Raw genomic sequence first — 12,552 nt, 5'->3', positions numbered from 1 at the left:
CTTGCGCATCAGGGCTCAGATACGTCACGCCCGCCCGGCACCGGATCCTGCGCTCCAGCCGTAACAGTCAGGTTCACCTGCGAATGGGCCACCTAGTTGTGACTGTTTCGGCGCGCAAGTCTTTGAGCGACTTACCATGGTGCACTTTCTTTACAGGCTTATTACCGTAGCATTGCTCGTACTTGGCTCCGGAGCAGCACTTGGACAAAGTAGCGAGCCGGCGAACGTCGCCATTCTTCTGGATGTGAATGGAGCGATTGGGCCAGCGACTTCTGAATATATCCGCGACGGATTTGAGGAGTCGCGTCGGCGACAGGCGAAGCTGATCGTGCTGAGGCTGAATACGCCTGGTGGTCTCGACCCCTCAATGCGCGAGATCATAGGAGAGATACTTAAATCCACCATTCCTGTGATCTCTTACGTGAGCCCGAGCGGAGCGCGAGCCGCCAGCGCCGGCACCTACATTGTTTATGCGAGCCATCTCGCCGCGATGGCGCCGAGCACGCATCTCGGTGCAGCCACGCCCGTCCAGCTTGGCGGCGGCTCCGGCTGGCGCACCGATGATAAGAAGGATGATGACAAGAAGGATGGTGACAAGAAAGGAGCCTCGTCGCCGGCCAATGCAGGCGAGGCGAAGGCGATCAATGATGCGGTTGCCTACATCAGGGGACTGGCGGAGCTTCGGGGACGAAATGTTTCCTGGGCGGAGAAAGCCGTTCGGGAAGCTGCCACTCTTACCGCGAGCGAGGCTCAGTCGCAGCGCGTCATCGAGATTGTTGCGAAGGACTTGCCCGATCTGTTGTCCCAAGCCGACGGCCGAACCGTAACGATCAATGATCAACAGGTCGGGCTGCATACCGGGAGCCTGAGCACAACGGCAATCGAGGCCGATTGGCGCAACCGCATTCTGGCCACGATTACCAATCCGAACATCGCTTACATACTCATGCTGATCGGGCTCTACGGGCTTCTATTCGAGTTCATCAGTCCAGGCGCCGTTTTCCCGGGTGTGATCGGTGGAATCGCTCTGCTGGTCGGCCTCTACGCCCTGAATCTCCTACCGATCAGCTACGCCGGTGCCGGCCTGCTGCTGCTAGGCATCGCGATGATGGTTGCAGAAGCGTTTCTACCCTCGTTCGGCGTGCTCGGAATTGGCGGCGTCATCTCGTTCGCCGTTGGCTCGCTGTTCCTGTTTCGCGGCGACGTGCCGGGTTTCCATCTCTCATGGCCCGTGGTCGCCGCGGCCACCATTGCCAGTGCGGGATTCCTGGTGATTGCGCTCGCGGCGGTCTGGCGCGCGCATCAGCGCGAGGTGACCACAGGCGAAGCGGCTCTGCTGCGCAGCGCTGGCCAGGTGCTGTGGTGGGCCGACGGCAAGGGCGAGGTCCTGGTCATGGGAGAACGTTGGGCGGCGAAATCGAAAAGTGAGTTCACCCCAGGCGATCGCGTGCGTGTTCTCGAACGTCAGAACCTGAAACTGCTCGTCGAACCAGATCCTGACGCCTCACCGAAATCATGAGGAGTGAAACCATGCCGACATTTGTAACAGATATCCTCCCGTTCATCGTGATCGCAGCCGTGATCATTGCGGTGTTCCTGTCGGCGATTCACATCATGCGGGAATATGAGCGTGCGGTCGTTTTCACATTGGGGCGCTTTTCCGGCGTGAAAGGTCCCGGGCTCATCATATTGGTACCGATTGTCCAGCAATTCGTTCGGGTAGATCTTCGTACGCTCGTGCTCGACGTTCCAAGCCAGGACGTGATTTCTCGAGACAATGTCTCCGTAAAGGTCAACGCGGTTATCTACTTCCGCGTCGTAGATGCCGACAAATCGGTTATCCAGGTGGAAAACTTCATGGCGGCCACCAGCCAGCTGGCGCAGACCACTCTTCGATCCGTGCTTGGCAAGCATGAGCTGGACGAGATGCTGGCAGAGAGGGACAAGCTCAATCGCGACATTCAGGAAATTCTCGACAGCCAGACCGATGCGTGGGGCATCAAGGTCGCGAATGTCGAAATCAAGCACGTCGATATCAACGAGAGCATGATTCGTGCCATTGCTCGTCAAGCCGAGGCCGAGCGGTACCGCCGCGCAAGAATCATAGGCGCTGAAGCGGAGCAGCAGGCCGCCGAGAAACTGGTAGAAGCAGGCGAGATGCTCGCAAGGAGGCCGGAGTCCATGCAACTGCGTTACCTGTCGACGCTGCAGGACATTGCGGGCGAGAAGAATTCAACGATCGTGTTCCCGGTGCCGGTGGAGTTTCTTCAAGCTCTGGCAGCGCCGGCGAGAATACAGCGCGAGACGGCAAATCGCCGGCGGGGATCAGAAGCGGCCCAGGCGTGACGCTCTTCCGGTTCGTCCGAGATCGGACGCCGAAACTTGGCGACTTCGTCTGGACACGTCTTCCGTTACCAGTAGATCAGTCCGCTCCGTGTCGCCCCGACGCCGCTTTTCGCAAACGCTGCTGCAAGTGTCTGCTTCTCGGCGCAATGTGCAGCAAGCTTTTCGTACATCCTTGCCTCCACGAATGGGGCGTGTTCTCTGTTGCTGCACGCCGCCGCAGCGGTGGCTGATATCAGGGCACTGATTTGGCGTATCAGCAGATCGTCTGTCGATGGCTGCATATCCTCCTCCTTCGATCTCGATCCGAATGAATTCTCCTGAGTCGATTCACCGCAAGTGGGCTGGCTGAACCGTAGACATCGTTTGCGACACTTGCTCGCCACCGGTATTCAGTGCGAGAGGTGAACCCTGTGGATCTCCTCCAACCGGGCCAGGCAATATTCCCGATACAGTATGTTGATGAGGTTCCACATGATCGAACTCCAGGTTTGATCATTGCGTTACCCTAACATCATGTTGTTTCCGGACTTTTTCTTCGGCTGAGAAAATGGCTTCGCGCGAGGCGCAGATATTTCATGCTGTCCGCGGGCGACGAAACACCCTCACGGTGCGGTGACTGCTATGCATCGTAGGCGCCGGATTGTTCCTGCGGCGTTATCCCCGCGGCCGGTTCCGGGCCAGGCACTCAATCCTTCTTCTCTTCCTCCTTGCCATCCGGGCCGATCTGGAGATCGCGCTCTTCTTTCACCAGCGTGAGCAGCCTTAACGTCAGGAACGTAAGCACGGCGATCGTCACCGCGACGTCGTAGCTGCCGAGGCCGACGGAAACGCCGATCGCGCCGGTGGCCCACAGGCTTGCCGCCGTCGCCGTGCCCTGCACCGTGGCGCCCTGCTTGAGGATCGCGCCGCCGCCGATAAAGCCGATGCCGGTGATCACGCCTTCGATGACTTTCGACATGCCATCGGGAGAATTCACCATCCACTGTTCGCTGGCCTGCACGAAGCCGCAGCTTGCCAGCGCGACCAGCGGGAAAGTTCGCAGTCCAGCGCTCCGCGCCCGCTTTTCACGATCCCAACCGATCGGTATGGCGAGCGCGAAAGCTGCGGCCAGCGTCAGAAAATGGATACCTACCTGAAACCGGTCCAAAACACGCCCTTCTGAAAACAAAGCCGCGCTACTCGCGACACACGCGGGTAACGCGGCAATGCGACGTAAAGTTTCAGCGCGGTGGCTGTTGTCTTATCGGGTGCTGCCGACGACGGTCGTGCTCGGCGCTGCACTCGTGATCGCCGCTTCGGTCCGGTACTGCGGTAAATGATGTTCGAGCGAATAGAAGACGCACAGCGCAAGGCTGGACCAGACGGCGAGGCTGAAATAGAGCGACATCCAGGCAATCTCGTCTTTCCACTCCGCCAGGTCGTACGTCACGACCCAGCGCGTGCTGACATCGCGCAGGCCCTCGCGCGGCGTCAGGCGCTTGTCGCCATCGGCATCCCCGGTCCGCCAGCGCTTCAAGTACATCGGGACGTCGATCGTCATCAGAAACGCCAGAAAGCCCACAATCCCCGCGATGGCGACGACGAGGCTTACGCGAACCGCGCCATTGAATTCCGGAAGCAGGCGGCAAAGGCCGACGCCGATGGCGAAGAAGGCGACCGCCCACAGCGAATTTTCGATGGCATTGCCGAGATAATTCCTCGTCAGCACCGCATACCACGAGAGGCATTCGGCGATTAGGATCAGCGGGACGATCACCCACGCGACATTCACGGCCGTTTCCGCGCCGGTCATCGTGCCGAGCTGGTGCAGGATAATGGCCCATTGCGCCACGAAGCAGATCTCGGCCACGGTCGCCACCGAACGTCCGACCATGACGCTCGACAGCCAGGTGTCGAATAGGCAGATCCGCTGCACATCGGCGCGCGGCAGAAACGACCTGAAGGCGCAGCCGAACACATAGGCCGCGCAGAACAGCAGCATCATCCCGATGCCGGACGTGCCGCCGGCAGCGCCGGTCGGCTGGACGGGAAGCTCGCGATACAGCGCGAACCAGATGGCGATGTTGACGCCGCTCACCAAGGTCAACAGGCCCCACCACCAGGACACGGGATTTGACCAGGCCAGGGAACTTGACCGCGCCTGCCATTCCAAGCTCATCCGCCGCTCCGTCGTAATCGAATTGACATCTGACTGTAATAATACAGTCACATATCGAAGCCAATGGCGACGAGAGTAGGGCGGGGCGGGATGGCACTCCGGCGGCGAGGAGGGCCATGAGGCGACAGACGGCCTGCATCCTTCAAGGCGCGGCAAAGATGCCGCTCCCCAAGGTGAGGTTCTATGCTGGTGTTTGGGTAAGATTTGATATGCCGCCGAGGGACAAGTATCTGCCCTCATGGTGAGGAGGCGCAAGGCGCCGTCTCCGGACGATGCTTCGCGTCGCCGGGAGAACCATGAGGCCCCCCCGCGGTGGTCATATCCTCAAGCTGCTGCGGCCCCCACCGCTCCTCAAGACAGGAATTTCACGCCGTAGGTCTTGCCCCGGCGCCAGACCACTTCGCATGACTGGCGCGTCGTATGTTCGGGCACCAGCGCCAGTTCAAAGCTGTCCCTGACGTCGAACGGGGCGTCGGTCGCGATCTTGGCGCCGCCCGGTGAGACGTCCAGGACAAAGCATTCAATCTTCGTCATTCCATTGTCGATCGTCATCCATGTCGGCCGTTTGCGCAGCTGGCGTCGCGGTTCGCGCTGTACCTTTGTCCTTTGCTCGTCGACAATCATCGTGGCCATCCGTCGTTCGACCCAGCGGCTGGGTCATCGAAGCAGCCGCCACAGTGACGGAAAATTCGTAAAGTTCCCTTAGCTTATCGATTCAAATTGACCGATTTGGTTCGCGAGTTGTAAGCCGAGCCCTCACAACGCCGCCAGTCCCGTCGACACGTTAAGGCCTCCGCAATGCCTGCTGCTTTTCGCAGCCGCGGCAAGCCGGACTCGGCAGCTTACGCGCAAACCGCGCGTCCAAATTGAGTTTCAGACCTTTCGTCATTCCGGGGCGCGCCCAGCGCGAACCCGGAATCCATTAGGCCGCATCTTGCGCTGTGAAATGGATTCCGGGTTCAGCCCTGCGGGCTGCCCCGGAATGACGGCGGGGAGGCGTGGACGGTAGGCACGGCGCTCACCGGCCGATACCTACGAACGTTCTCAAAAATTCACGCGGTTCGAAATCGCGCCGTCGACGACGAGGTTCGAGCCGGTCGTGAACGAAGAGGCCGGGCTCGCCAGGAACACGGCCGCATTGGCGATTTCCTGCGGCGTCGCCATGCGGCCGGTCGGGTTGCGCGCCAGCGCATCCTGGTAGCGCTTCGGCATATTCTGCTCGACCATGTTCCAGATGCCGCCCTTGAAATAGACCGTGCCGGGCGACACCACGTTAACGCGGATTTTCTTGTCAGCGTATTGCCGCGCCAGTCCCTTGGCCATGTGGATCAGCGCCGCCTTGATCGGGCCGTAGGAGCTGGCGCCATCCGCCTGCGCCGCCGAGATCGATGATATGATGATGAAGGCGGCGTCGCCGGTTTTCTGCGCGCTCGCTTCGAGCAAGGGACGCGCGGCCTCGAACGCGTTGACGGCGCCGAGCACGTCGAGCCGGAAATTCTGCTCCCATGAGGCGGGATCGCCACCTTGCGCCATCGCGCCGGCATTGGAAAACAGCATGTCGATGCTGCCCAGCTCCCCGGCCGCGTCCGATACCCATGATTTCAGCGCGGCCGCGTCGGTGACATCAAGGGGTGCGCCGGTCGCGCGCACGCCAAGGCCTTTCAACTCGGCAACGGTGGCCGCGACCTGATCCGCATTGCGGGCGCAAACGGCGACGCCCGAGCCTTCGCCCGCCAGCGTTTCCGCAATCGCCCGTCCGATGCCGCGCGTGCCGCCGAGCACGACGGCGTTTCTTCCCTTCAAGCCCAAGTCCATTTTGTTCTTCCTTATGTGACCCCTGCGCATTGTAGCGGCGACGGCGGTCACGACGAAAGCTCAAACCGGGAAAGCCTCTCGTTTTCCATCATTCCAGGGGCCAGGTCTAAGCCTCGCTGCTTGCGAGACCGCTCCCGGATTTCGCTGGCGCTCCATCCGGGCTACGTTGCGTGCGATGTTGAAAAGAACGTTAGGGGAGAGACGCGCCGATGCAAAGCCCCAGGGAAATCCTCTCCGCTATCTGGACATCGATCGGCGGCGATCCGTCCGCGCTCGGCGCGCTCACGCTGACCGGCGACGAACCGCAATTGCCGTCATCGTTTCGCGTCGCCGCCGCGGCGCAGGTCAGCGTCGCCGCAACCGGGCTTGCAGCCGCCGAGATCTGGAAAATGCGCAGCGGCGAGGCGCAGGACGTCGCGCTGGATATGCGCCATGCCATGGTCGAATGTCGGAGCGAACGTTATCTGCGCGTCGACGGCAAGCCGCCGCCGCCGGCCTGGGACGCCATCGCCGGTATCTACAAGACCCGCGATGGCTTCGTGCGCCTGCACACCAATTTTCCCCATCACCGCGACGCCGTCTGCAGCGTGCTGAACTGCAAGCCGGAGCGTGACGCGGTTCAGGCCGCGCTGATGCAATGGGACGGCGAGGCGTTCGAGACCGCGGCCTATACGAGCGGTGGTGTCGTTGCCTTCATGCGCTCGCATGACGAATGGTCGGCGACGCCGCATGCCAAGGCGCTCGCCGGATTGCCGCTGATCTCAATCACGAAGATTGGCGAGGCTCCGCCAAGGCCGTGGCCCAAGGGCGAGCGGCCGCTCGCAGGTATCCGTGTGCTTGATCTGTCGCGCGTCATCGCAGGTCCCGTTGCGGGGCGAACGCTCGCCGCGCATGGCGCCGACGTGCTGCTGATCTCTGGCCCAGAACTGCCGGCGATTCCGTGGCTCACCATCGATACCGGGCGCGGCAAGCTGACGAGTTTTGTCGAACTCAAGAGCGAGCAGGGGCGTGGCGTGCTGCGCGATCTGCTGGCGCAGGCGGATATCTTTTCGCAAGGCTATCGGCCGCGCGCACTCGCCGCCCTCGGCTTCTCGCCGGAGGATGCCGCACGCATCAATCCCGGTATCGTTTACGTCACGCTGTCGGCCTATGGTCACGCCGGACCCTGGGCGGAGCGGCGCGGCTTCGACTCGCTGGTGCAGACGGCGACCGGATTCAACCATGCCGAAGGGCAGGCCGCCGGTGTCGACGGGCCGAAGGAATTGCCGGCGCAGATGCTCGACCACGCCACCGGATACTTCATGGCGTTCGGTGCCATGATGGCCAAGGCGCGCCAGGCGCGCGACGGCGGCAGTTGGCATGTCCAGGTGTCGCTGGCGCAGACCGGACGCTGGCTGTGGAATCTCGGGCACGTCAGCGACGGTTTTGCGATCGAGGAACTCAAGGCGGAGGCGGTGATGCCTTTCATCGAAGAGATGGACTCGGGCTTCGGGACGCTGCGGTCGGTGAGGCACTCGGCGCTTCTGTCGAAGACCCCGGCATTCTGGGCCCGCCCGGCAATGCCGCTCGGCAGCCATCCGCCGCAATGGCCGGCGCGCGAGTAGGGATTTTGGCGGCGCCGGCCTACCTCCTCAAACTTTAGCCTCGACCGCTAGGGCCATCGCATTTTTGGGGTTGTGCGAGACGCCAATTGGGCCCTATTAGCAGGGATGAGACAAATTGTCGCTGCTGGTGCGAGCTGCATGCTTGAAAATTTTTCCAAGCAATTACAGGTGGTTAGCCTACCGCAATGGGCGGCGGCGGTAGCCCTGATGGCGCTGGCCGGCGCGGCCGTTTACGGCTTCGTACCGGCCGGGGGTCCAAAACGCGGGCATTCGGAAATCTCGAGTCAGTCCCGCAGGGGCTTGCAGCGCTACACGCCGAGCCCCGCCGAATGGGCCAGCCTGACCATTCAGCCCGTCACCGAACACGGCTTCCGCGCCGAGCACGTCACCGAAGGCAAGATCGCGATCGACGAAGATCGCTCGACGCCGGTGTTCTCGCCCTATGCGGGCCGGGTCACCAAGCTATTGGCCAAGCCAGGCGATAGCGTCGTCAAGGGCCAGCCGTTGTTCGTGATCGAGGCCGCCGACAACGTTCAGGCACAAAACGATTTCATTGCGGCGATGACCGCCATGAACAAGGCGAAGTCCGCGCTCGATCTGGCGGAGTTGCAGGGAGCGCGCGCCAAGGATCTGTTCGAGGGCAAGGCCGTTCCGCTGAAGGATTATCAGCAGAGCCAGGCGACGCTGATCCAGGCGCAGAACGACATGCGCTCGTCGGAAACGGCGGTCCAGGCAGCGCGCAACAAATTGCGCCTGCTCGGCCTCACCGACGAGGACATCGCGACCTTCCAGGAGAAGGGCCGCATCAATCCCGAAATCACCATCTTCGCGCCGATCTCGGGCACCGTGGTCCAACGCAAGATCGGCCCGGGGCAATACGTAAACGCCGGCGCCAGCGACCCCGTCTATGTGATCGGCGATCTCTCCACCGTCTGGATGACGGCCTTCGTCCGCGAAAGCGACTGCGCCAACGTCGCGGTCGGGCAGGAGGTGACGTTCAACGTGCTGGCGCTGCCAGGCCGTTCGCTCTCGGCGCGGATCAATTACGTCGCGACCGCAATCGATCCGGCTACGCGGCGGCTGCTCGTCCGCGCCACCGTCGACAACAAGAACGGTACGCTGAAGCCGGAAATGTTTGCCAACGTCACGATCTATTCGGCGGGCGATCGTCCGGCGGTCGGGCTACCGAAGCAGGCGTTGATCTATGAAGGCGATCAGGTCCGGATCTGGGTCGCGCATCCGGACAAGACGATTGAACTGCGTCAGATCAAGCCCGGCCTCATCAACGGCGATCTCGTCGAAGTGGTCGGCAATGTAAAGCCCGGCGAGCAGATCGTCACTAAGGGCGCACTGTTCATCGACCGTGCCGCGTCCGGCAGCTGACCCCTCATTGAAAGCTCCGGTCTGAATGGATCGCCTGGTCGCCCTAGCCGTCAGCCGCCGCTATCTGATGGTCGGCATGTTCATCGCCGTGCTGGTCGGCGGCCTCATCGCGTTCAGGCAGCTCAACATCGAGGCCTATCCCGATCCGACCCCGCCGATGGTCGACATCGTGACGCAAAGCCCGGGATTGTCATCGGAGGAGATCGAGCGCTACATCACGATCCCGATCGAGACCCAGGTCGCCGGTATCAAGAACCTGCGCACCATCCGCACCATCTCGCTGTACGGATTGTCCGACGTCAAACTGCAGTTCTCCTTCGATTACACCTATGAAGAGGCGTTGCAGCAGGTCCTGAACCGGCTGTCGCAGCTCGCGCCGCTGCCGGGCAACGTGCAGCCGACCATCTCGCCGCTCAGCCCGACCGGCGAGATTTTTCGATATCGCCTGAAGGGCCCGCCGAACTACAGCGTGCTCGACCTCAAGACGCTGCAGGACTGGGTGCTGCAGCGCCGCTTTCGCGCCGTGCCCGGCGTCATCGACGTCACCGGCTGGGGCGGCAAGACCAAGACCTACGAGCTGCAGGTTGATTTCAACAAGCTCGTCGCCAACGGGCTGACGCTGCCGCAGGTGCTGCAGGCCGTTTCCAACGCCAACATCAATGTCGGCGGCAACACCGTCAATATCGGTGCGCAATCCGCCGTGGTACGCGGCGTCGGCCTGATCCGCTCGATCGATGATCTCAACAACACCATGCTGTCGCAGTCGGGCGGCAATCCGGTGCTGGTCCGCGACGTCGCCCACGTCACGATCGGCGAGAAGCCGCGGCTCGGCATCGCCGGCCTCGACCAGGACGACGATATCGTGCAGGGCATCGTCTTGATGCGGCGCGGCGAGCAGAGTTCGCCGACCATTGCCCGGGTCGAAAAGCTCGTCCATGACATCAATCATTCCTCGATCCTGCCGCCGGGTGTGAGAATCGAGCGGATCTACGACCGCAAGGATCTGATCGACATCACCACGCATACGGTGCTGCACAACATGGTGGTCGGGATCATCCTGATCGTGCTGCTGCAGTGGGTGTTCCTCGGCGACCTCCGCAGCGCGCTGATCGTCGGCGCAACAATTCCGTTCGCGCTGTTTTTCGCCGTCATCATCCTGGTGCTGCGCGGCGAATCCGCCAATCTGCTGTCGGTCGGCGCGATCGATTTTGGCCTGATCGTCGACGCCACCGTGATCATGGTGGAGGCGATCTTCCGGCGGCTGACGCAGACCACCGCAATGTCCGAAGCCGAGCGCAGCCACATCTTGTTCGATACCAAGATGGGGATGAAGAGCCACGCGATCTTGTCTGCGGCCGCCGACGTGTCGCGCTCGATCTTCTTTGCCGCGGCGATCATCATCGCCGCCTTCCTGCCGCTGTTTACGCTGAGCGGCGTCGAAGGCAATATCTTTGGGCCGATGGCGCGGACCTACGCCTATGCGTTGGCCGGCGGACTGATCGCGACTTTTACGGTGACGCCGGCGCTGAGCGCCATCATTCTGCCCTCGCATCTGGAAGAAACCGAAACCTGGATCGTGAAACAGCTCGATCGGCTGTATGTACCGGTATTGAAATGGGCAATCGCGAACCGAAAGATCGTGCTGGCCGGCGCTGCCGTGCTCGTCCTGATGACGATTGCGTTCGCGCGGTTGCTGGGGCTGGAATTCCTGCCCAAGCTGGAAGAGGGCAATCTCTGGATCCGCGCCACGTTGCCGCCGACCATCTCGCTGCAGGAGGGCAACGCCTACGTCAACGAGATGCGCAAGATCATCCGCGCGCGCCCCGAGGTGGAATCGGTGGTGTCGCAGCACGGCCGCCCCGACGACGGCACGGACGCCGCAGGCCTGTTCAATGCCGAATTCTTCGCGCCCTTGAAGCCCAACAGCGAATGGCCCGGCACCCGCGACAAGGAGGAACTGACCGCGCAACTGCTTGGAGAGTTACAGGACAAATTTCCGGGCGTCGAATTCAACTTCTCGCAATATCTGCAGGACAACGTCTCGGAGGCGGTTTCGGGCGTCAAGGGCGAGAACTCGATCAAGCTCTACGGCAGCGACCTGCAGGCGCTGACGGACACCGCCAACAAGATCAAATCCGTGCTCGGCACCGTGCAGGGCGTCACCGACCTCGCGGTGTTCACCTCGCTCGGCCAGCCCACCATCCAGATCGATATCGATCGCGCCCGCGCGGCGCGCTATGGACTGTCGCCCGGCGATATCAACGCGACCATCAAGGTCGCGATCGGCGGCGACAGCGCCGGCGACCTCTACGAGCCCGGCAGCGACCGGCATTTCCCGATCATCGTTCGTCTTGCCCCGGAATACCGCAAGAGCGCGGAGGCGATCCACAACTTGCGGATCGGCGTGGCCGGGCAGGGCGGCACGATCACGCAGATCCCGCTCAGCGAGGTCGCCTCGATCAACCTGATCTCGGGCGCCGCCTACATCTACCGCGAACAACAGGAACGCTATCTGCCGATCAAGTTCTCGGTTCGCAACCGCGACCTCGGCAGTGCGATCCATGAAGCCCAGGACAAGGTCGCCGCCGAGGTGCAATTGCCGCCGGGATCGCGGATCGAATGGGTCGGCGAATTCGGCAATCTGCAGGACGCCATCAAGCGGCTGTCGATCGTGGTGCCGATCAGTCTCGCGCTGATTGGCGTGCTGCTATTTTTCAATTTCGGTTCGATGGTCGACACGCTGCTTGCGATGAGCGTGATCCCGATGGCGATCTTCGGCGGCGTGCTCGGATTGTTGATCTCAGGAATTCCCTTCAGCGTGTCGGCGGCGATCGGCTTCATCGCGCTGTTCGGCATTGCCGTGATGGACGGCATCATCATCCTGTCGCAGTACAATCAGCTCATCGACGAAGGCTGTGAGCGGATGCGGGCGGTGATCCGCACCGGCGAGCTGCAACTGCGGCCGGTGCTGATGACTTGCGTGGTGGCCGGCGTTGGCCTGTTGCCGGCGGCGGTGTCGGAGGGGATCGGCTCGCAGGTGCAAAAGCCGCTGGCGATCGTGGTTGTCACCGGCATGATGCTGGCACCGATCGTGATCCTGGTGACGCTGCCGGTGCTGATCTCGGTGTTTTCGCGCCGCGCACGCTAAATAGTTGTGGGCATGTGCCCATGTTTCCTGCCCACTCGGTTTGTGGTTGACGCGATCCGGCGGCCGTTCCTTGATAACGGCAGCGACAACCGCAGGAG

At 62.1% G+C, this 12,552-nt stretch carries 9 protein-coding genes; 5 read left to right on the top strand and 4 right to left on the bottom strand.

What is annotated here, in order from left to right:
- Positions 1-136 precede the first annotated feature (136 nt).
- Positions 137-1,519 carry an NfeD family protein gene (locus tag RX328_RS32455; RefSeq protein ID WP_213253937.1) on the top strand — a complete coding sequence of 461 codons (1,383 nt, stop codon included), beginning with the start codon at positions 137-139 and terminating at the stop codon, positions 1,517-1,519.
- Between the two features lie 11 nt (positions 1,520-1,530).
- Positions 1,531-2,346: a slipin family protein gene (locus RX328_RS32450; protein ID WP_213253938.1), complete on the top strand. Its 816-nt coding sequence runs from the start codon at positions 1,531-1,533 to the stop codon at positions 2,344-2,346.
- Between the two features lie 685 nt (positions 2,347-3,031).
- Here the strand turns inward: RX328_RS32450 and RX328_RS32445 are convergent.
- The 4 genes from RX328_RS32445 to RX328_RS32430 all read right to left on the bottom strand — a co-directional run bounded on the left by RX328_RS32445 (position 3,032) and on the right by RX328_RS32430 (position 6,319).
- A complete protein-coding gene (locus tag RX328_RS32445; protein ID WP_213253939.1) occupies positions 3,032-3,493 on the bottom strand; it encodes an MgtC/SapB family protein in 462 nt (153 codons plus the stop codon).
- 93 nt (positions 3,494-3,586) lie between these two features.
- Positions 3,587-4,504, bottom strand: a complete 918-nt coding sequence (locus tag RX328_RS32440) for a hypothetical protein (protein WP_213253940.1) — start codon at positions 4,502-4,504, stop codon at positions 3,587-3,589.
- A 351-nt stretch (positions 4,505-4,855) separates the two neighbouring features.
- Positions 4,856-5,128: a PilZ domain-containing protein gene (locus tag RX328_RS32435; RefSeq protein ID WP_213253941.1), complete on the bottom strand. Its 273-nt coding sequence runs from the start codon at positions 5,126-5,128 to the stop codon at positions 4,856-4,858.
- 420 nt (positions 5,129-5,548) lie between these two features.
- The gene (locus RX328_RS32430; RefSeq protein WP_213253942.1) at positions 5,549-6,319 is read right to left on the bottom strand and encodes an SDR family NAD(P)-dependent oxidoreductase; all 771 of its coding nucleotides are present in this window, start codon (positions 6,317-6,319) and stop codon (positions 5,549-5,551) included.
- A gap of 209 nt (positions 6,320-6,528) precedes the next feature.
- On the opposite strand from RX328_RS32430, the gene RX328_RS32425 reads away from it, so the two are divergent.
- The 3 genes from RX328_RS32425 to RX328_RS32415 all read left to right on the top strand — a co-directional run bounded on the left by RX328_RS32425 (position 6,529) and on the right by RX328_RS32415 (position 12,454).
- Positions 6,529-7,923: a CoA transferase gene (locus tag RX328_RS32425; protein ID WP_213253943.1), complete on the top strand. Its 1,395-nt coding sequence runs from the start codon at positions 6,529-6,531 to the stop codon at positions 7,921-7,923.
- 138 nt (positions 7,924-8,061) lie between these two features.
- Positions 8,062-9,306 (top strand): efflux RND transporter periplasmic adaptor subunit, encoded by a 1,245-nt coding sequence (locus RX328_RS32420; protein ID WP_213253944.1) that lies wholly within the window; start codon positions 8,062-8,064, stop codon positions 9,304-9,306.
- Between the two features lie 25 nt (positions 9,307-9,331).
- Positions 9,332-12,454: an efflux RND transporter permease subunit gene (locus RX328_RS32415; protein ID WP_213253945.1), complete on the top strand. Its 3,123-nt coding sequence runs from the start codon at positions 9,332-9,334 to the stop codon at positions 12,452-12,454.
- The last annotated feature ends 98 nt before the right edge of the window (positions 12,455-12,552 follow it).

It is taken from the genome of Bradyrhizobium sp. sBnM-33 (genome assembly GCF_032917945.1).
Lineage (GTDB): Bacteria > Pseudomonadota > Alphaproteobacteria > Rhizobiales > Xanthobacteraceae > Bradyrhizobium.
Note: the sequence above shows the minus strand (reverse complement) of the source record. Positions and strands in the feature narration are given on the sequence as shown.

Excerpts from the sequence above, each read along its gene's own strand:
- RX328_RS32455 (WP_213253937.1), top strand. The coding sequence starts at position 137 with ATGGTGCACTTTCTTTACAGGCTTATTACCGTAGCATTGCTCGTACTT.
- RX328_RS32450 (WP_213253938.1), top strand. The coding sequence starts at position 1,531 with ATGCCGACATTTGTAACAGATATCCTCCCGTTCATCGTGATCGCAGCC.
- RX328_RS32440 (WP_213253940.1), bottom strand. The coding sequence starts at position 4,504 with ATGAGCTTGGAATGGCAGGCGCGGTCAAGTTCCCTGGCCTGGTCAAAT.
- RX328_RS32435 (WP_213253941.1), bottom strand. The coding sequence starts at position 5,128 with ATGATTGTCGACGAGCAAAGGACAAAGGTACAGCGCGAACCGCGACGC.
- RX328_RS32430 (WP_213253942.1), bottom strand. The coding sequence starts at position 6,319 with ATGGACTTGGGCTTGAAGGGAAGAAACGCCGTCGTGCTCGGCGGCACG.
- RX328_RS32425 (WP_213253943.1), top strand. The coding sequence starts at position 6,529 with ATGCAAAGCCCCAGGGAAATCCTCTCCGCTATCTGGACATCGATCGGC.
- RX328_RS32420 (WP_213253944.1), top strand. The coding sequence starts at position 8,062 with ATGCTTGAAAATTTTTCCAAGCAATTACAGGTGGTTAGCCTACCGCAA.
- RX328_RS32415 (WP_213253945.1), top strand. The coding sequence starts at position 9,332 with ATGGATCGCCTGGTCGCCCTAGCCGTCAGCCGCCGCTATCTGATGGTC.